Source organism: Acidovorax sp. FG60, assembly GCF_057808995.1.
Window position 1 is genome coordinate 251,029 of the sequence record NZ_JBMDJC010000003.1, and the last position, 18,740, is coordinate 269,768.

18 protein-coding genes are annotated in these 18,740 nt (G+C 64.3%); 17 read left to right on the forward strand and 1 reads right to left on the reverse strand.

Annotated features, from left to right (window positions below):
- Nucleotides 1-21: 21 nt before the first annotated feature.
- The 17 genes from ACODS0_RS06285 to ACODS0_RS06365 all read left to right on the forward strand — a co-directional run bounded on the left by ACODS0_RS06285 (nt 22) and on the right by ACODS0_RS06365 (nt 17,866).
- Nucleotides 22-987, forward strand: coding sequence for a hypothetical protein (locus ACODS0_RS06285; protein WP_488833635.1), 966 nt, complete (start codon nt 22-24; stop codon nt 985-987).
- A gap of 102 nt (nt 988-1,089) precedes the next feature.
- Nucleotides 1,090-1,548, forward strand: a complete 459-nt coding sequence (locus ACODS0_RS06290; RefSeq protein ID WP_488833637.1) for a hypothetical protein — start codon at nt 1,090-1,092, stop codon at nt 1,546-1,548.
- A gap of 42 nt (nt 1,549-1,590) precedes the next feature.
- On the forward strand, nt 1,591-1,965 hold the full coding sequence (locus ACODS0_RS06295) for a capsid cement protein (RefSeq protein ID WP_488833639.1): 375 nt from the start codon (nt 1,591-1,593) through the stop codon (nt 1,963-1,965).
- 21 nt (nt 1,966-1,986) lie between these two features.
- Entirely contained in the window at nt 1,987-2,481 is a 495-nt protein-coding gene (locus ACODS0_RS06300) for a gp436 family protein (protein ID WP_488833641.1), read from the forward strand.
- On the forward strand, nt 2,478-2,954 hold the full coding sequence (locus ACODS0_RS06305) for a phage tail terminator protein (RefSeq protein WP_488833642.1): 477 nt from the start codon (nt 2,478-2,480) through the stop codon (nt 2,952-2,954). The genes ACODS0_RS06300 and ACODS0_RS06305 overlap by 4 nt, the downstream gene beginning before the upstream one ends.
- An 8-nt stretch (nt 2,955-2,962) precedes the next feature.
- Nucleotides 2,963-3,715 (forward strand): phage tail tube protein, encoded by a 753-nt coding sequence (locus tag ACODS0_RS06310; protein ID WP_488833644.1) that lies wholly within the window; start codon nt 2,963-2,965, stop codon nt 3,713-3,715.
- A gap of 74 nt (nt 3,716-3,789) precedes the next feature.
- Nucleotides 3,790-7,314 carry a tape measure protein gene (locus ACODS0_RS06315; RefSeq protein ID WP_488833646.1) on the forward strand — a complete coding sequence of 1,175 codons (3,525 nt, stop codon included), beginning with the start codon at nt 3,790-3,792 and terminating at the stop codon, nt 7,312-7,314.
- A gap of 5 nt (nt 7,315-7,319) precedes the next feature.
- Entirely contained in the window at nt 7,320-7,721 is a 402-nt protein-coding gene (locus ACODS0_RS06320) for a hypothetical protein (protein ID WP_488833648.1), read from the forward strand.
- Nucleotides 7,722-7,723: 2 nt separating this feature from the next.
- Nucleotides 7,724-11,350 (forward strand): hypothetical protein, encoded by a 3,627-nt coding sequence (locus ACODS0_RS06325; RefSeq protein WP_488833649.1) that lies wholly within the window; start codon nt 7,724-7,726, stop codon nt 11,348-11,350.
- A gap of 15 nt (nt 11,351-11,365) precedes the next feature.
- Entirely contained in the window at nt 11,366-12,529 is a 1,164-nt protein-coding gene (locus tag ACODS0_RS06330; RefSeq protein ID WP_488833651.1) for a hypothetical protein, read from the forward strand.
- Nucleotides 12,530-12,532: 3 nt separating this feature from the next.
- A complete protein-coding gene (locus ACODS0_RS06335) occupies nt 12,533-13,279 on the forward strand; it encodes a hypothetical protein (RefSeq protein ID WP_488833653.1) in 747 nt (248 codons plus the stop codon).
- A gap of 11 nt (nt 13,280-13,290) precedes the next feature.
- Nucleotides 13,291-13,662 carry a hypothetical protein gene (locus tag ACODS0_RS06340; RefSeq protein ID WP_488833656.1) on the forward strand — a complete coding sequence of 124 codons (372 nt, stop codon included), beginning with the start codon at nt 13,291-13,293 and terminating at the stop codon, nt 13,660-13,662.
- 2 nt (nt 13,663-13,664) lie between these two features.
- Entirely contained in the window at nt 13,665-15,503 is a 1,839-nt protein-coding gene (locus ACODS0_RS06345; RefSeq protein ID WP_488833657.1) for a hypothetical protein, read from the forward strand.
- Nucleotides 15,496-15,717: a hypothetical protein gene (locus tag ACODS0_RS06350; protein ID WP_488833659.1), complete on the forward strand. Its 222-nt coding sequence runs from the start codon at nt 15,496-15,498 to the stop codon at nt 15,715-15,717. Before ACODS0_RS06345 ends, ACODS0_RS06350 begins: the two co-directional genes overlap by 8 nt.
- 39 nt (nt 15,718-15,756) lie before the next feature.
- Complete coding sequence (locus tag ACODS0_RS06355; RefSeq protein ID WP_488833661.1) at nt 15,757-16,293, forward strand: ABC transporter substrate-binding protein; 537 nt, start codon at nt 15,757-15,759, stop codon at nt 16,291-16,293.
- Between the two features lie 231 nt (nt 16,294-16,524).
- Nucleotides 16,525-17,304 (forward strand): hypothetical protein, encoded by a 780-nt coding sequence (locus ACODS0_RS06360; RefSeq protein ID WP_488833663.1) that lies wholly within the window; start codon nt 16,525-16,527, stop codon nt 17,302-17,304.
- Nucleotides 17,305-17,443: 139 nt separating this feature from the next.
- Nucleotides 17,444-17,866, forward strand: a complete 423-nt coding sequence (locus ACODS0_RS06365; RefSeq protein WP_055396185.1) for a hotdog fold thioesterase — start codon at nt 17,444-17,446, stop codon at nt 17,864-17,866.
- A 197-nt stretch (nt 17,867-18,063) separates the two neighbouring features.
- On the opposite strand, the gene ACODS0_RS06370 is transcribed toward ACODS0_RS06365, so the two are convergent.
- A complete protein-coding gene (locus tag ACODS0_RS06370; protein WP_488833666.1) occupies nt 18,064-18,633 on the reverse strand; it encodes a cob(I)yrinic acid a,c-diamide adenosyltransferase in 570 nt (189 codons plus the stop codon).
- Nucleotides 18,634-18,740 lie beyond the last annotated feature (107 nt).

Here is an 18,740-nt window from a genome sequence, read left to right on the forward strand (position 1 = left end):
CCTCACCAGGAACAGGCCACCATGACCATGACCCTTGCCGAGATCCGGCTCAAGCAAAACCCCATCCTGACCAACCTGCTGCTGGGCATGGGTCAGGGCAACTACGTCGCCGAGCAGCTATTCCCCCGACTGCCCCAGGCACTGTCCAGCGTGCAACTTGCGCAACTGGGTGACGAGCGCCTGCGCCGATACAACCTGCGCCGCGCGCCAGGCGGGCCAACGAAGCGCGTCAACATCAAGTTCGAGGGCAAGACCTACTCCGTAGAGCAATACGCGGTGGATGTGCCCATGCCGCGCGAGCTGCTGCGTGAGGCTGATGAAAGCCGCAAGCTGAACGTGGGCAACTACCTGGACGTGAGCCGCATCGCGATGACCACGGCCAGCGACATCCTTGCGTTGGACTACGAGATCGACGTGGCCACCCTGGCGACCACGGCGGGCACCTATGCAGCGGGCCATGTTTTGGCACTGGCGGGCGCCACAAAGTGGAGCGCGGCAACCGGCACGCCAGTTACAGACATCCGCGCGGCCAGCGACGTGATCCGCAAGAAGATCGGTCAGCGCCCCAACAAGCTGACTCTTTCGGCAGATGCAGAGAGTGCACTGGTGACCAACCCAGAAGTGCGCTCTTACCTGCCATCTACGCAGATGGGCCCCGCTACCCATGAGCAGCTCAAGACCATCCTCAAAGTGGATGAGATCGTGGTGGGCGATGCGGTGTGGATCGACGAAAACGACACCGGCCGTGACGTGTGGGGCAACAACGCCATCCTGGCCTACGTGCCCAAGATCGGTGGCAACGGCAGTGCAGACATCAGCCTTGCGCAGCCAGCCTTTGGCTTTACCAACGTGATCGAAGGCCACCCGTTTGCGGAGACGCCGGACTACGACCGTGGCACCAAGAGCTGGATCTACGGCGCCACCTATGAGCGCAAGCCCAACGTGGCCTACAACACCGCCGCGTTCCTGTTCACCAACCCGAAGTAACCGCACAACCCTGAAGCGCTGGGCCGGAAACGGCCTTGGGACAACCCGCAGGACGCATGTGCCTGCGGGTTCCCCAGAACCCTTCAATTCAAGGAAAAAGACATGAGCAAATTGATCGCACTGGTGGCCACGGCCGTCGTCCTGGGCGGTGTTCGCACTGTCATCCAGCCGGGCGAAGAGCTCCCCGAACTGAGCAAACACGACGAACGCGAGCTGCTGCAATCGGGGGCTGCAGAGAACCCCTCCGACACGGCCGCACTTGCCAAGGCAGACGCCCGCGCCACCGCAGAGACACAGGCGGAGTTCCAGGCCGCGCGAGAGCGCGCATTGCAAGAGCGCGCATCCACCAATGTGGGCGACGGCAGCGACGTGGGGCAGGTATCGGTCAGCGCCGCACCGTCTGCCACGGTGGCTGATACCACCACGGCATCACCAGCATCGGCGCCTGCTGCCCCAGTGGCCGGGCCCGCCACAGCCTCACCCGCCCCGGCACCCGCCCCGGTGGCCAAGCCGCCCGCAGCGCCTCCGAAAGCCGCCGCAAAGACCGCCGCGCGCAAGTAAGCGCAGGGCACCGCACCCCCATAACTTCAGGAGCCAAACACAATGGCATCGCAAAACAACACTGGCCGCCAGTTCGACAAGCAGCACTCAGTGACCATCGTGGCCACGGCCGTGCTGGCTGCCCATCGCTTCGCTGCCTATGACGGCGGCTATCCCACCATCGCGGGTGGCGCCAAGGACTGCCAGGGCGTTACCGAAAACGCCGCCGAGATCGGCGAGGCCGTCAGCCTGACCACGGGCTACAGCGCGCTCGTCGAGGCAGAGGCGGCCATTGCCTTCGGCGCATACGTGAAGGTGGGCACCGATGGCAAGGCTGTTACAGGCACTGCGGCCGACCACTGTGGGCGCGCCTTGGGCGCAGCCACCCAGGCCGGGCAGCTGATCGAAGTGCAGCTCTACAAGCACGTTCACGCCTGATAGCCACGGGCGCAGCCTTCAATGATCTACGCCACTGTGCAGGACATGGTCAACCGCTTCGGCGAGCAGGAACTCATCCAGCTCACCGACCCGGAACTGCAGGCCGTGAACGCAACCAAGGCCGAGCGTGCTCTGGAGGATGCCCAGGCATTTGCCGACAGCTTTGTGGCCCGCGTGTACCGCCTGCCGCTGACCGGTTGCAGTAAGCCCGCCCCTGTGCCCAGCAACCCTGGCGCCGTGGAGCTGGTGGCGCCACCCCAAATCACCCGCGTGGTGTGTGATGTGGCGCGCTACTACCTGTACAGCGACCTGGCGCCGGAGCACGAGGTTTACCTGCGCTACAAGGCCGCCGAGCGCGAGCTGCTGCAAATCTCCGAGGGCAAGGCGGTTCTGTCTTGCCCTTGGGGCGGAACCCCCGGCACCTTGGTGGCGGGCGATGCGCCCGGCGATGCCGAGGTGCACTACGGCTTCAGCCCCCGCCAGATCACCGACGACACGCTGCGGGGCTTCGCATGAGCACCAGCGGCCAAACCGTTGAACAGGGCAACAACTTCATGGCGCTGGAGCCGCGCCTGGTGGAGCTGGTGCGCAGCGCCGTCCAGGGCATGAGCCCGGCCGTGCATGTGCTGACTGCGGCAGACCTGGCTGGTGTGGCAGAAAGCGCCCAGCACACGCCAGCGGTGCACATCGTCTACGGCGGCTATCGGGTTGCCCAGGACTTGGGTCTCACGGTGCGCCTGGAGCACACCTGGCTGGCTGTAGCGGCCGTGCGCAACGTGGCGAAGGCCCGCAGCGGTGCCGCCGCCCGCCAGGACGCTGGCCTGCTGCTCGCCCGAGTTACCGGTGCGCTGGTAGGCGCGCAGGTGCAGGGCGCAACGAAGCCCCTCGCATTGGTAACCCCGCCAGGGGCCAAGTACTCCGCAGGGTTTCAGTACATCCCCTCGGCCTTCTTGGCCGAGACCGTTTTCCACAAGAGTCAACCGCAATAGGAGCCACCATGGCAGCAGTCGAAATCACCAAGCGCACCTACGCCCCCAGCGGCCTCGTGGGCAAGTTCTACATGGCGCCGTTCTCGGCGTCCGGCTTGCTCGAACCCATTGGCAACGTGCTGGAAGCCAGCACGGAGCAGACCGAGGAAGTAGAAAAGCAGCCAGACATGACGGTTCTCGGCGGCGGCACCCACGCCGAAATCCGCCGCGTGACGGGCGTGAAGTTCAAGGCCAAGCTGGCTGATCTGAATATCGTGAACTACGCCCGCGCGCTGCTGGGCACGGTGAGTCCAGAGGATGCGGGCACAGTGACAGATGTGCCAGGCGTTGTGCGCCGTGGCGCGCTGATCCCTCTGCCACACATCAACATCACCAATCTGGTGGTCAAGAAGGGTACGGACGTTATCGCGGCTGTGGGCAACTTCGACTTGCTGCCGGAGGGCATTTGGGTGCGGGCCGATGCCGTAGGCCTGGCTGATGCTGACGCCATCACCTACAGCTACAGCTACGCCGACCAGGTGGTGATCGAAGCCTTGACCGCTAAGGCCCCAGAGCTGCGGATTCGCTTTGCGGGCCTGAACGAAGCCGATAGCGGCCGTCCCGTGGTGATGGACATGTGGCGCGTGAGCCAGGGTGTGACCAAGCAGCTCTCCATCGTTCAGAAGGGCTTTGGTGCGCTCGACATTGAGGGCGAGCTGCTGCAGGACCCCTCCAAGGTGGGCATCGGCATCAGCCGGTACATGCGCACGATCCACGTTTAAGCCTTACCCCAAGTACAGGGCCGCCAGCCGCTTGGGCGGTGCGCGGCCCTTTCTACGTCCAACCCCAACACAGCATGGCCAACGAAAACCAGCTCGACTACACAGTCCGCGTCAAGGACGAAGGGCTGGAAAAACTCGGCAAGACGCTGGGCACTGCCGAGGACGCTACCAAGGATCTGGGAGCGGCCTCTACGACAGCGGGCGCCAACGTGGAGAAACTGGGCGCCTCGGCCAGCGGTGCCGGGGATCAGGTGGCGAATTTGTCGAAGGCGGTAGACGACAAGACTCGCGCCATCAAAGCCGGGCTGCAGGTTGAACAGTCCGAGATCGAGCTGCAGCGCCAGCACCTGGCGGCCAGCCAGGCAGAGCAGCAGGCACGCCTGCAAGTTGCCCAGGCCAAGGGCGATGAAGCAGCGGCAACGCGCGCCCAGAATGCACTGGCCCAAATCGAGGCCGACCAGCTCAACCTGATCGCCCGCCTCAAACGGGCCGAGGCAACCGCCATTCAGCAAGCCACGGCCGCCCGCCGTGAGGAGCTGGCCACCATCGGCCCGCTGACCGCCGCCCAGGCCAAGGAGCTACAGGCTGCAGAAAACCACGCCCAAGCCCTGCGGGTAGAGGCGGCAGCAGCAGACCAGGCCGCGCAACGCGCCGGGGCACTGGGTACCGCCAAACGCAACAGCGCGGGCGCTACAGACCAGCTCAGCGCGCGCGTCACCAACCTGACCGGCCTATTGGGTCAGATGGCGGGCGCATTGGGCGTCGCGTTTTCGTTCCGCGAACTGGTCACTGCAGCCGCCCAGATGGAGCAGTTGCGCAGCGGATTGACCGCTGTCACTGGCGACGCCACCAAGGCGGGCAAGGAGCTGGAATACGTCCGCACCGTGGCCTCGCGCATCGGCGCTGACGTCAACGAGGTGGGGCGTGCGTTCCTGAGCCTCTCGGCGGCTACAAAGGGCACCGCCGTAGAAGGCGAGCCAACCCGCCAGGTGTTCGAAGCCGTGGCCACGGCCATGGGCAAGGCTGGCAAGAGCAGCGCCGAAACCGCGAACGCGTTGCAGGCCTTGTCGCAGATGGCCTCCAAGGGCGTAGTCCAGAGTGAAGAGCTTCGGGGCCAGCTCGGTGAGGCGCTGCCGGGCGCCTTGAACGCTGCGGCCAAGGGAATGGGCATCACGACCGCCGAACTCATGAAGCTGGTCGAAGAAGGGAAGATCGCCGCAAGCGACATCTTCCCAGCGCTTGCCAAGGGCCTGAATGAACTTTACGGTGCTGCCGATGGCGCCCAGACGCTGAGCCAGGAGCTCACCAATGTCAAGAACGCCGTCACCGATATGGCGGCGAATATTGGGGATGCGGGCGGCTTGTCTGCCCTCAAGGTGGCAGCTGAGATTGCGCAAGGCGCCATCGTGGGCCTGGATGCGGGCTTGGTAGCGGCAGGCAAGAGCATTGGTGTTGTCCTCGCTGCCCTCGCAAATTGGGACTTCTCGGGCCTGAAACAGGCCTTCGCGGACATTGAGAAGGAAGCAAAAGACAAGGTTCTGAAGGCGGCGCAGCACAACGAAACCCTGCGCAACTCGCTGAAGAACAGCGGAGACCAAGCGGTAATCACCGCCCTGGCCCAGCAAGAGCTGGCCACCAAGACCGGTGCGGTCAGCGCCGCTGCCCTGGCCGGTGCCAGCGACTTCGTGAAGCTGCAAAACGGCTACCGCATCGTCCGCGAGTCCATCGTGGAACAAATGGCCGCCCAGGAAAAGAGCGTGATCGCGCGGGATGCCGAAGGCAAAGCCGCCGTGGCGCTGGCCGCCGCCTTTGGCACCGAGACCGAGCAGCGCCAGGCCCAGGCGGCAGCGGCTGCTGCCAGTGCGGCCGAGCTGGAGCGGCTCGCCGCCCTAAAGCTGCAAGAGCTGGCCACCATGCAGGCAGAGCTGAAAGCGCTGCAGGAAGAAGTCGCGCAGCGCGGGCTGGCGGACGAAGCCAAGTCCAAGCAAATGGCCGAGCTGGAAAAGGCGATCGCACTGCGCCAGCAGGAAACCGACAAGGCCGTGGCCCAGGCGGGCGCCAGCCGCATGGTGGCAGTGCAGGCACGCGCCGAGGCCGAGGCCGTGCAGGACAACAGCGGCCGGGTTGATGAGCTGCGGGAAGCCTATGAAAAGGCCCAGGCTGCCCTGGAGCGCGTGAGAGCAGCGAAAGAGGCAGGCCTGGCAACCACCGCAGCGCTCAAAGACGCAGAAAACGAAGCGGGCCGCGCCGCGCTGCTCTACCGTGATGCCGTCTCGGACCAAGTGAAGGCTATCCAGTCCAAGGCCAGCGCACAGCAAGCCGCCCTTAGCCTGGAGCAAGCCGGGGTACAGCTTGCCATCGCGCAGCAACGGGCCATCTTTGAGGTGGCAAGGGCCAAGGGCGATGAAGTGGGGGCGATGCGTGCCGCAAATGAGATTCGCAAACTGGAGATCCAGCTACTGCAGCTCACAGCCCAGGCCAAGCGCGCGGAGGCCCAGTCGGCACTGGCAACCGTGGCGGCGAAGCGAGCAGAGCTCGAAGCCAATGGCCAGTTGGTGGGCGCCAAGCGCCTTGAGATGGATGCTGCGCAAAAGTCCGCTGAGGTCAAGGTCAAAGAGGCCGAGATCGCGGAAGTGACGGCCAAGAAAATGAAAGACCTGGCCGATGTGCACATCCAACTGGGTAGGGATGCTGGGAGCGCGGTGAAGGGCATTGACGACGTCACCAAGGCGCTGGGAAGGCAATCAGGCGCGGCAGACGATGCAGGCCGCTCCATGCAGCGGCTGCGAAACACTCCCAGCGGTGGCGGTGGCGGGGGTAGCGGTGGCGGTGGTTTGGGTGAAGGGGCACCTGGCAACCCACAGAGCGACGAGTACGAAAGAAAGGCCCAAGAGGCAGAGAGAGCCGGGCAGCACTTGGCAGCCGCGAACTTCCGGCGCATGGCTGAGCGCGAACGCCATATTGCCGAAGGTCAGCAGAAATCCCGCGACATCCGGTATGCAGCCATCAACGAAACGGACATCAATCAACAGATCGTCCAGCGGTACGGGGAAGAGGCACTAAACGACCCAGAAACACGCAAGGCATGGGAGTTGCGCTTGCAGTTGCAGGCCTACCAGAAGAACTACGGGGGGCCTCGATCCGCTCAAAGTCTTCTGGAGCAAAGAAACATCGCAGCTGAGCTGGAACGTGTTGAGCGCGAAATTGAGGCCAAGCGTGTGGCCAGGGAGAAGGAACGCGAGCGCGAGCGCAAGGCCAAAGAAAAGGGCGAATCCAGCTCAGACAGCCCGTCTGGCTCCCCAAGTGATAGTGACTCTGACAGAGGACCCCGCTCTTCAGGCATTCGTTCTCCAGGTGGCAATAGCGACAACGCGGGGATCGCGCCAGGCTATCAGGGCCTGGGATCCAGCAGCGGATCGGGCTCCGGGGGCGGCGGCAACGGTGTCGGCGTCAGCCCAGATGGCCCGACCTTCATCAGCAACGTCACGATTCCCGGCCTTGGCAGCGCCCAGTTCGAGTTCCCCGACTCGGCGAGCCAGCAAAGGGGCACGGACCTGCTCAAGCGGCTGGCCGCAGCCAAGCGCACGGCAAACCGGTAGACCCCATGAGCACTATCACCCTTACCTACAACGGCGTCACCGAGACGCTCAGTGATCGCCTTCAGTGGACCGATGAATACGACTGGAGCCCCATCGATCAAGCCACGGGCTACAGCACCGAGGGCGCGCTGATGGTTGACCAGGCCGAGAAGCTGGCAGGCCAGCCCATCACCCTTGATGGCGAGTCCAGCCAGGCCTGGACCGAGCGCGCGCAGTGCGACCGCCTCAAAGCGTGGGCGGCTCTTAAAAACATTGAGCTGGTCTTGGTGCTTCGAGGTGTCGCGCACCAGGTCATCTTTGACCACGCCCAGGGCGGCTTCACGGCCCGCCCCATTTGGAAGCTGATCGACGGCGAGATCACCGGCGAGCTGCTCTACCTCCCCACCTTCCGTTTCCTGAAAGTCTGACCATGTCCATCGCATCCGGCGACGTTAAATTCTTCGCATCCAGAAACATGAGCGACGCACCCGAAGGGGCCGGTGGTCCCTCTGGTGTTGTCATTCCTGACGCGGCCAAGCACGCCGTCTTTCCCGGCATCAGCGAACTGGACCGCACTCTCGGGCGGGTGAACATCCGCCAGACGGTGCTCGGCGTCACGACGCCTGACACCGCCGTCTTTCTTGGCACGAACGTGATCATTGCGGAGCCGCCGAACGATCCGCGCGTGTCCATCGTGATGGTGGAAGTCGATGACCTTTTTGCGAAGCGCGACGACATCAAGAAGCGCATCGAGAGCTACCTGGCGGGCGGCTCCAGCTACCCCGCCTACCTCTTCGGCGACATGCTGCAGGGGCAAACCAATATCTCGATCTGCCAGAGAGAAGGCGTTCCGCTGCCAAACATCGGCGACCGTCTTGTCCTGCGAAAGCTATTCGGCCAGCCAGGCGAGGTGGAACAGTTCGTGGCGATCACCTCGGTGTCGAACCTGGTGCGCGTCTTCACCGACGGCCAGGGCGACTTCGTCCGCAACATCGTTGCCCTTGGCATCAGTGAGCGCCTGGAAGCCGACTTTCCCGGCTTTGATGCACAGCGCATCGACCCTTCGGTGGATGATCTGCGTGCACGCACTGGGCTGAACGAAGCGGTGGTGGCGGACGCGGCCCGCTTCTATGGCACCGTGCCCCTGGCGGAGCCCGCAAGCATTGGTGAATACACCGTGCGCGCGACCACCATCCACCAGCCCATAGTGCCCAGCGCACAGGTGGAGACCCCGATTGCCGATGCCTCGACCAATGGGATGGCCTATGCCTTGGTCGCAGCCGGTGGGCCGGTGGTGCAGACGATCACGACGATCTGGACCCCCACCCAGTCGCTTTACATCGGTGGCAGCCAACTGCCCGGCAGCGTCACGATTGAACGCGATGGTGTAGTGATCACCGACAAGGGCGGGCGCTTGCTGCAGTCCGGCGCCGAGGTGGGGGCCATCGACTACGACAACGGGATCGCCAGCCTTTCGGTCGACGTGTTCGGCTCGGGTGGCGGGGTGCACACCATCACTGCGACGCCAGCGGCGATGCCCCAAGCGGCGCAGCGCTCCATTGGCACCCCCGTCACGATGGCGAACCGCTCGCTGAACTACGTGGTGACGCTGATACCTCCCGCTCGGCGCAGCCTGGTGCTGCATTACATGCACTCGGGCCGGTGGTACATGCTGCGCGAGGACGGATCGGGCGCGCTGCGCGGCCTGGACTCTTCCTATGGCGTGGGTAACCTCAACCGGACCACGGGCACGCTGCTGGCATCCCTGGGCTTTCTGCCCGATGTCGGCAGCGCCATCATCCTGCAGTGGGCCGAGGAAACGGCTGCACCCCCTGTGCCCAATACGGCGCTGCGCATGGCTGGAAAGCTCTATGTGCCGATCAACACCAGCGGCCAGGTGTCGGAGGCACCGGGTAGCCGGGTGCTGTCTCCTGGCCTCACGACGCTGACGTGGAAACACACCCCAAGCGGCCCCACCTATACGGCATCTGATGATGGCAATGGGTTTCTGACGGGCGATGCATCTGGCGCCGTGGACTATCAGCGCGGCCTGATCCTGTTGGCTCCTAACGTACTGCCCCCGGTGGGGGCCGTGGTGTCCATCAATCAGAGTTCGGCAGCGGCGAGCACCCTGGCCGATGTGGCGTGGACCGGCAGCAGCGCGTCCATCTCCTGCGCGATCACTCCCAACACCGTGCCTGGCAGTGTGCACTTCTCGTTATGGATATCGGTGACGGCTTCGCTTTCCGGCCTGCCGGGCGATATGTTTCTCATGTCTGAACCGACCCGCCACTACCGCGCGAGCGTGCGCGACAACGGCGCGGGCGGCCTGGTGCTGCAGGATGGCCAGGCTTGCGGCACGATCAACAACAGCACCGGTGCAGTGACGGTCAACATGGCGGGCGTCGATGCCAATCAGCTCGCGGCTTCGGTCGGGGCACGGGCACAGCTGATGCAGAACCACGAGAACTCCGGGCCGTATGCCGTGGGCGGAGGGTATGCGGTCAGCTGGGTGGGTGCGAGTGTCTATTCTCCGCAGCCGCTAGGAGTTTTCACGTTCACGGTGGGGACGCCGGCTGCCGAGCCCATGAGCGTCACCATCGACCGCTTCATGACCCGCGTGTCGAACCTGGCCGAGGGATTCAACCTGCAGGGCGTTTCGTTCGCACTCAATGGGCAGCGCTATATCGGGGCCAATACGGGCGTGCTGCTCACCGACATCAACCCCGCGACTGGCGCCGGTGTGCCAGTGGGTGCCGTGAGTGCTGCGCTGGGTGTGGTGCAGCTCAACACTTGGGCCACAGCCGCCGCCAACGTGGTGACCGACTGGCGCGCTATCCAGGCGCCGCCGTCCTCGGGCAATGGCGACCTGTCCGCGAACATGCGGGTGCTGTTTCGGACGACCACGGCGCCGATACGGCCTGGCAGCTTCTCCATCGTGGGAACCATGGAGGATGGAACGCCTATCAATGTCACTGCCGGAGTCAATGGAAAAATCGACGGGGCGCGGGTCAAGGGCACCATCAATTTTGAATACGGCGTCTGCGAGCTGGTGTTCTGCAGTCCCGTGCCGAATGCACTGGGCACTGTGGATCTTTCGCACATGCAGATTCCGGGTGTGGGTGTGGTGAACCTGGATGTGGTGCAGGCAAGCACGCTGCGCTACAACGCGGTGGCGTACACCTATATTCCTCTTGACGCGGGCATCGTGGGGATCAACTCGGTGCGCCTGCCAAGCGACGGCCGGGTGCCCGTGCATGCTCCGGGTCGCGTGGCAGTGATCGGCAACACCAAAAAGGTGCCCCCGGCCGTCGTCTCCAACGGCACCGTGATTGACTGCGGCCGGGTCCGCCTGTCTCGCGCTCGCGTGCTGGGGCATGACGGTGTGGCGATCCATACCGGTTTCACCGCAGACCTTGAGACTGGCCTGGTGGAGTTCAACGATGTGACGGGCTACAGCCAGCCTGTCACCGTGGAGCATCGCATTGAGGACGCCGGTGTGGTCGCCGACGCCCAGGTGAGCGGGCATATCCGGTTTCAGCAGCAGCTTACCCATGATTACCCCGTGGAGGGCACCTACATCAGCAGCGCGCTGTTGATCGGCGACATGTACGCCCGCGTCTCGCTGCTGTTTGACCAGTTCACCTGGGACGGGGTGACCTGGAAGGATGAACCCGAGGGACCGCCCGCCACAGGCACTTACAACGACCGGGACTTCCCTATTGTGGTCACCAATGCCGGGGCATCGACCCAGCGGCTGGCTTTTTGGTTCACATCCAGCACCTCGTTTCGGATCATCAGCGAGGAGTTCGGCGAGATCGGCACGGGGAGCACCGCCGTCGATTGCTCGCCCATCAACCCGAACACGGGTGTGCCATACCTGACGATCCCCGCAGCGGGCTGGGGGGCAGGCTGGGTGGCAGGCAACGTGCTGCGGCCCAACACCGAAGGCGCTTTGGCATCAGTGCCCTTCGTGCGGGTCATTCAACAAGGCCCGGACTCGGGCATTGACTATGAGTTTTCTGTCCACGCGCGCGGCGACACGCAGCGCCCCTGATCGAGGCATAGCACCATGGCATCACCTGTAGATACATCTGTCAAATGGGCGCGCAGCAGCATGCCCGGCGCGCCCACGCTGCCCCGCACGGCCGGTGCGTTGATTGCCCTGCTGGACGCCCTGCTGGTCAATGGCTGGGGCCTGCAAACCGCCTCCAGCGTTGTCGTAGCGGGTGGCGTGGCCACAGCGACGTTTCCGACCGACCACGCAGCCGCAAAACACGCGGTAGTGCTGGTGGATGGCGTAACAGGCGCTCTCACGGCTTTAAACGGTGAGCAGAAAGTGACAGCCGTGGCGCCCAACGTCATCAAGTGGGCCACGGCGGCAGCGGACGGCACCGCCACGGGCACCATCACGGTCAAGATGGCACCGGCCGGGTTCAACAAGCCTTTCTCGGGCACGAACCTCGCCGCCTACAAGTCGGCCCACCCGGCCGCGCACGGCCAGTACCTTCGCATCAATGACACCACCGCGAACTATGCGCGGGCGGTGGGCTACGAAAACATGACGGCGATCTCCACAGGCACGGGACTGTTTCCTTCGGCCGCGCAGCTCAACGGCGGCTATTACTGGGGCAAGGACGAAGACCCGGCAGGCACCGGCAATGCGCCGTACCTGTTTGCATCGGACGGCCGCACGTTCTACCTCTGTGTGCAGTCGTCTTTCAACTACTACAGCGGGAACGCGCGGGCTCATCAGGCATTGGTCTTCGGTGACTTGGTTCCCGAGAGCCCGGGCGGTGACCCGTTTGCAACTGTGATTGCTGGCGGTGTAGACAGCAACTGGGCGGCTGCCGGAGGCACCTACGTCTGGGACTACTGGTCTTCTGACTATCTTGTCGCAGTTCCACGCGGCGTGTCGGGCGCCGGAACCGCCGTGCGTGGTGCTACCCATTGCGACCTCAACATGGGCTTCCTCACAGACCTCCCGAACCCCATCACTGGCGCGATACCCACGGGCCGTGTGCTGTACCACGACACCACCGCATCGTTTCCCCGAGCATCGTTCCCTGGTGTGCAATTTGGGCCATGCCCCAGCGCTGAAAAGCTTATCGATGTGCATGCAATTCTGGACATGCCGGATGGGCGGTCGTTTGTCTCGACGTTCTGCTTGTCGACGGTGAACGCAAACTCAGGTCTGAAGGCGGTGCTTATTGATATCACCGGCCCCTGGAGATAAGCCATGGCCGCCCACAAGTATTGGCGCGCTCTGGCGTTGACTGCCGCCACTCCAGCTACCTTGGAGATCTCGGAGTTCCATCTCTACAACGGCACGACCCGCGTCGATGCCGCCGCCACACTGACTGCCAGTGCCGCGCCCAGCGGGGCGCTGGCGAATCTGAAAGACGACAACACCGGCACCGGCTGCTACTGGGCGTCGGGCGGTGAGTCGGTAGTCCTGACCTGGACCTTCCCAACGCCACAAAACGTGGATGGCATCGTCGTGGGGGCAAGGACCACCATTGCGCGCTGGCCCACTGCGCTGCAACTCCATGGCGGGGATGTGACCACGGGTACCGGCCCAAGCCCTGAGTACATCGAGCACCAGTGCTATGGCCTTGGGCGATTCGTCTCGGCCACCAAGACCGGCATTCTTCGCCCCTTGCCAGGCAACGCTCACAAGCCGTTGAAGACCAAGGATTTGCTGATCTGCCCCGGCATAGGCCGCATACCGTTTGAGGTGGTGAGGGAAGTGCTGCCGCGCACCGACCCAAAGACCTACCTGCCGCAAGCCGCAACGGTCCGGCTCGAGCGCGACATTGACGGCAAGGTGATCCGCCAGGTTTGGAGCCCAACTGGGGTGGGCGTGTTTGAGTTTGTCGACGAGAACTTCACGTACACGGCGACGGCCATCTACCCAGAAACTGGCATGCGGGCAGTGATCGCCGACCGCATCAAGCCGCAGGGCCACCCGGAGTTTGTTGAATGAGAGTTTGTTGAATGAGCGAGCTGGTGATGGCGCCGGATGGGGCCGTGGCAATGTTGGAAGGCTTGCTGGCGCGAGGTGCCGCGTCGCGCCTGCATTACTTGAGCGCGAGCAACGTCACGCTGGCCGTGCTGGTGCTGGCGTCGCCCTGTGGTGAGATCGTGGACGACCAGCTCGTGCTGGCCCAAGCGGACCCGCTGGGTGATTTGATCTTGGCCACCGGCTTTGCGGTATCGGCTGTCTGGTACAGCTATGAGAACAAGCTGCTGGGTAGCGGAGCGGTCACCGACGAAGCGGGCACGGGGCCTTTCAAGGTTCCCGGGTTGACTGGAACTCGCCTTTTGGCTGGTGGCCGTCTCAAACTGGGCACCACGGCCCTGAGCTGACGATGGAGCCGATTCGCCTCATCTTCTCAGCGCCATCGCTGGCGGACGGATTCCCGCTGCGCCTGGTGTTCGGGGAAGTGGACGACGACGTCCCGCCGCCGCCCGATGTCACGGTCACCCTGCAGGCGCATATCACCCGCCTGGGCGGCACCGTCAATGCCCACTATGAGAGCAACACACCGCGCCCCATCGTGGCCTCGCTGAGCAGCGGCTGGTCGGAGGGTGACCCGGTGGCATCGGAATTGATCGTAGCTTGGCAAAGCGCTGTGCCGCTGCGCGTGAGCTGCAGGGCGCGCTGGCAAGAGGCCGAGGCGGTGGTGCGCAGCCTGGCGGTCGCTTGGTCCAGCGCGGACCGCTCAGTGCGTGCGTGGTTGGCCGTGAACTACCAGGAGGCCATCGCTTCGGACACCTGGCCGCTGCGAATGGCGTGGCAGCAGGCTGAGCGCTTGAGCACCAGGGTTCGGGCCCAGTACCAGGAGGCCGAGCGTGTTCGCACTTGGCCCGTTGCCATTCGGTATCAACAGGCCTCACGCGCCCCGAGGGCCTGGCTCCAGTCCCGGTATCAGCAGGGCGTGCCGGTCCGCGCCGGGTTCACCGAGGCGGAGTCCGATGGCGACCCTGTCCGCATGTACCTGCGGGTCCGGTATCAGCAGGCAATGCGTCCGCCGACCGGCCGCTGGGTGCGCCCAGTGGACCCACCGGCGCCAGATCCTTGTTATGTGCCTTCGCTACCCGTGCGGCTGGTCTTTACGGAAGAGGCGGGCATTGGGATGCCGCTGGTTTTTGTTTGTGAACGGCACCAGCCACCGCCTGAGCCAGGCCCGGTGGTCGTCCAACGCAGGAGGGTTTACATGGCTTTCAACACTGTCACGCTGCACCGGGTAGATACCGGCGCGGTCTTGCACGCCTTGGGGTTCACGATGTCGCTGGACGAAGGCTCCTGGACGTGGAACTGGGAGGCCTCTTTGCATGAGAGCGCACGCAACCACCTCGGCCGCGACAGCTCCGGGCGCCCGGCCGAGCTGGCGGTTGTGGTCAATGGCGTGGCGTTCAGGCTGCTGCTGGAGAACCGGGCCAAGGACGAGCGGTTTCTGCCCGAGCTGCGCTTCACTGTCTCAGGCCGGGGCAAGGCGGCGATCCTGGATGAGCCCTATGCGCCCGTCATGAACTTTGGGAACGAGGCCAATCGGACCGCCCAGCAGCTCGCGGCCGAGGTGCTCACGATCAACGGTGTGCCCATGGGCTGGGATGTGGATTGGGGCCTGACGGATTGGTTCGTGCCAGGTGGCGCCTGGACCTTCCAGGGCACCTACATCAACGCGATCAATGACATCGCCACCGCTGCTGGTGGGTATGTGCAGCCGCACAACAGCGACGCGGTGCTGCGCATCCTGCCGCGCTACCCGTCCGCGCCCTGGGACTGGGGCAGCGTCACACCGGATTTTGTGATCCCGCGCACGGCCGCCGAGGTGGTCTCCACGGACTACGTCGACAAGCCCGTCTACAACCAGGTGCACGTGGGCGGCATCGCAGCGGGCGTGTTCGGCCCCTGGAAGCGGGCAGGGACGGCGGGCGACAAGGAGGCTCCACAGGTCACCCATGCGCTCATCACCCATGCGGAAGCCCAGCGCCAGCGCGCGCGGGCCGTGCTGAGCGACACCGGGAGCCAAGCGCTGATCTCCCTGAGCATGCAGGTGCGGCCGGAGACGGGCGTGATCATGCCGGGCAAGTTCATCCGCTACCAGGGCGATGAGGAGGTGATGGGCATCGTCCGAGGGGTTGGCCTGAACTGGAATCGGCCGACCCTGCGCCAGGTCATTCGGGTGGAAACCCATGAGTAATGCGTATCTCGACTTCCTGGGGCTGCTGCCGCCCAGGCTCTTGCTAGTGGGAACTGTGACGTCCATCAGCTCGGGCGTGGCCACCGTCACGCTGCCAGGTGGAGGGCGCCTGCAGGTGCGTGGGGAAACAACGTTGGGGGCACGGGTGTTTGTGCGCGACGGCGCCATTGAAGGCCCAGCCCCGACCCTCGCCAACTCTTCGGGGGAGGTGTAGCGGAAGACTTAACCGGTCGGGCTGTTCTAAACTGCAATTTTGTTTCGTGCTGCGAAAGCGGAATGGAAGTGCATTTATCGCGCTTCAAGCACCGCATTTATCGCGGCGCGCTTCATTCTCGGAACCGCAGGTGACGTTACCGCCACACTGGTCAACGAGTTCAAGAAGGTGTCGTCCAGCACGCCGCTGGCCGCCACCAGCGTGGCGCTGTCGGGCGACAACCTGCGCCAGCTGGGCGGCAAGGCCTCGGGCATTGCGCTGTCGATGGTGCTGCCCGACGCGGCCCGCACGAGTGTGGCCGTGGTGCGCGACTACCAGAAGGCCATGCGCGCGCTGGGCTACCAGGAGTTTTCGGCCCGCAGCTTTGAAGGCTATGTGAATGCCCGCGTGCTCACCGAAGGCCTGGAACGCGCCGGACGTGAGCTCACCCGCGCCAAGTTGCGCAGCGCACTGGCCGGTATCCGCAGCAGCGACCTGGGTGGCCTGTCCATCGACTACGCCGGCGGCGCGCCGTATGTGGGCTCGCGCTTTCTGGACCTGGGGGTGATGGGCGCCAACGGCAAGTTTGTGGGCTGAGGATTGATCGTCCGAACCATGCCGTGTCAGCTGTGTTAGGCGTCTGTAACGCCCTTTCCTTGGACCGACTATAGAGGGTTGTTGTCTGGCAATTGCTTCTGCATGCACAGCATCTATCCGCTGCGCATACTGCACAATGCCCCGGCCGAAGAGAGGGAGAAACTTCGGCTCCACACAAGCCTCTGTGGTGTGTCACCGCCGAGGCCACGACCATCTTCAGTGATCGATTGCATGAAAAATCTCGCATTGTTGACCTTGCCTCGGATGATTGGGGCCGCCCTGGTGGCGTGCAGCTTTCAGGTGTATGCGCAGGCCCCCATTGACGTAAAAATCCTGGGCGTGACTTTTATCGAGGCCCCTCCTGGCAGAGACAAAAATCTGGTTCCGTTTGCTGCCACCGGCGACATGGAAAAGGTGGAGGTCAACGCTATTGCCACCACGCGCTCCGGTCTTTTCACCCAGTGGACGAACTCGTTCTTTGACAAAGGCGACGTGCGAGTGACGGCGGTGTTCCCCGACAAAACCACCCAGAGCCTGGGTCAGGCGGACATCGCCAGCTTTCCGAAATTTTCAACCGACGCTCGCTCACGCAGCTTCGCACTGACCCTCAACCGGCTGCCCGACAAGGCGGTGACCGGACTGATCTTCGAAGGGACGGTCCCCCTCAGCGTGGCCAAGCGGACCACAAAAGCGGCCCAGGTTTTCGACCCGGACCGCCCAGGCCCCATCAAGCTGGGCGGGGTAGACATCAAGCAGTTCAAGGTGGAGGGAAAGAGCGTCCAGTTCCAGGGCAATGACACGCTGCTGCGCATCAAGACACTGTCCTTCAAGCTCTCCTCCGGCCAAGTGGTGCAAGCCGAGCGCGGCGCGTGGGCGCGTATGAACAACGAACACCAGCAAACGTGGAATATCGACACAGCCTTCACCCGCGGCGAACTGCAGGCCGAGCTGTACGAAGACATGGAGACCGTGCGCCAACCCGTGCGTTTTGTCATCGGCCGCCCCTGGTAACGCCGCTTGCGTAGTGAGCGCACTGACAGAGGGCATACAGCAAAGCTGAGAGCGTACGCAGGAAGCTCCACCTGCTCACCGCGGGCCATAGGCACAATCGCGGCTCGTACTGACCCGGCTCTGACGCCCGTTGAACACCATGCCCATCTGGAAAAAACCCATCGACCTGGCCCTGCTGGAGGCCGCCAACCGCAACACCGCCGTAGAGCACCTGGGCATTGAATTTGTCGAGGTGGGTGACGATTTTCTGCGTGCACGGGTGCCCGTGGACCACCGCACCGTGCAACCCTTTCGCCTGCTGCACGGCGGGGTCAGCGTGGTGCTGGCCGAGTCGCTGGGCTCCACCGGCGCCTACTACACCCTGCCCGAGGGCTACCGCGCCGTGGGCCTGGACATCAACGCCAACCACCTGCGCTCTGCCACCAGCGGCTGGGTGACCGGTACGGCACGGCCCGTGCACATTGGCCGCACCACGCATGTGTGGCACATCGATATGCACAACGAAGCGGGTGAGCTGACCTGCGTGTCGCGGCTGACGATGGCGATCCTCGCGCCCCGGTAGAGATCATCCCCCTGAGGCGCTGTGCGCCTTCCCCCTTCTCTCGAATCGCTTGCGCGATTCGGGAAGGGGGACACCGCCAGCGCGGCGGGGCGGCCCTTGCGCGGCGGTCCTGGCCTGGGGCGCGCCAGTTGCAAAAGGCAGTGGAAATATAAGGGAAATTGGCCGCTACCGCACGACCATCAAGCGCTAACAGCTATCTATTCAGTAGCATTCTGCTGCGCCAGGCGCTCGCTTTTCCAGTACACGTCATCGCCACCGTCCATGCGGTTGAGCACGCGGGCGACCACGAACATCAGGTCGGACAGGCGGTTGAGGTACTGCCGAGGTGCGTCGTTGATGGCCTCTTCGTTGCCCAGCGCCACCACCACACGCTCTGCGCGGCGCGCCACGGTGCGGCAGACGTGAGCTTGCGCGGCGGCGCGGGTGCCTGCGGGAAGGATGAACTCCTGCAGCCGGGGCAGCGCCGCGTTGTGGTGGGCCAGCGCCTCGTCGAGCGCCAGCACCGCCTCGGCCTTGAGCAGTTCGTAGCCGGGAATCGACAACTCGCCCCCCAGGTTGAACAGCTGGTGCTGTACCTCGACAAGCAGCTCGCGCACATCGGCGGGAACGCGTTCGCACAGCAGCAGGCCGATGTGGGAGTTGAGTTCGTCCACGTCGCCCAGAGCATGGATGCGCAGGCTGTTTTTGGAAACGCGTTGGTTGTTGCCCAGTCCGGTGGTACCGGCGTCGCCGGTGCGCGTGGCGATCTGTGTGAGTCGGTTGCCCATGGGGTGCCTCGGTAAGGTGGAGCGCAGGTGGCAGGGGCGCCGCATGCGGTGGAAGAATTCGCAGATTCTCCGCCACCCAGGTCCACTGCGGTGGGAGGGGACCTATC

Excerpts from the sequence above, each read along its gene's own strand:
- ACODS0_RS06285 (WP_488833635.1), top strand. The coding sequence starts at position 22 with ATGACCATGACCCTTGCCGAGATCCGGCTCAAGCAAAACCCCATCCTG.
- ACODS0_RS06290 (WP_488833637.1), top strand. The coding sequence starts at position 1,090 with ATGAGCAAATTGATCGCACTGGTGGCCACGGCCGTCGTCCTGGGCGGT.
- ACODS0_RS06295 (WP_488833639.1), top strand. The coding sequence starts at position 1,591 with ATGGCATCGCAAAACAACACTGGCCGCCAGTTCGACAAGCAGCACTCA.
- ACODS0_RS06300 (WP_488833641.1), top strand. The coding sequence starts at position 1,987 with ATGATCTACGCCACTGTGCAGGACATGGTCAACCGCTTCGGCGAGCAG.
- ACODS0_RS06305 (WP_488833642.1), top strand. The coding sequence starts at position 2,478 with ATGAGCACCAGCGGCCAAACCGTTGAACAGGGCAACAACTTCATGGCG.
- ACODS0_RS06310 (WP_488833644.1), top strand. The coding sequence starts at position 2,963 with ATGGCAGCAGTCGAAATCACCAAGCGCACCTACGCCCCCAGCGGCCTC.
- ACODS0_RS06315 (WP_488833646.1), top strand. The coding sequence starts at position 3,790 with ATGGCCAACGAAAACCAGCTCGACTACACAGTCCGCGTCAAGGACGAA.
- ACODS0_RS06320 (WP_488833648.1), top strand. The coding sequence starts at position 7,320 with ATGAGCACTATCACCCTTACCTACAACGGCGTCACCGAGACGCTCAGT.
- ACODS0_RS06325 (WP_488833649.1), top strand. The coding sequence starts at position 7,724 with ATGTCCATCGCATCCGGCGACGTTAAATTCTTCGCATCCAGAAACATG.
- ACODS0_RS06330 (WP_488833651.1), top strand. The coding sequence starts at position 11,366 with ATGGCATCACCTGTAGATACATCTGTCAAATGGGCGCGCAGCAGCATG.
- ACODS0_RS06335 (WP_488833653.1), top strand. The coding sequence starts at position 12,533 with ATGGCCGCCCACAAGTATTGGCGCGCTCTGGCGTTGACTGCCGCCACT.
- ACODS0_RS06340 (WP_488833656.1), top strand. The coding sequence starts at position 13,291 with ATGAGCGAGCTGGTGATGGCGCCGGATGGGGCCGTGGCAATGTTGGAA.
- ACODS0_RS06345 (WP_488833657.1), top strand. The coding sequence starts at position 13,665 with ATGGAGCCGATTCGCCTCATCTTCTCAGCGCCATCGCTGGCGGACGGA.
- ACODS0_RS06350 (WP_488833659.1), top strand. The coding sequence starts at position 15,496 with ATGAGTAATGCGTATCTCGACTTCCTGGGGCTGCTGCCGCCCAGGCTC.
- ACODS0_RS06360 (WP_488833663.1), top strand. The coding sequence starts at position 16,525 with ATGAAAAATCTCGCATTGTTGACCTTGCCTCGGATGATTGGGGCCGCC.
- ACODS0_RS06365 (WP_055396185.1), top strand. The coding sequence starts at position 17,444 with ATGCCCATCTGGAAAAAACCCATCGACCTGGCCCTGCTGGAGGCCGCC.
- ACODS0_RS06370 (WP_488833666.1), bottom strand. The coding sequence starts at position 18,633 with ATGGGCAACCGACTCACACAGATCGCCACGCGCACCGGCGACGCCGGT.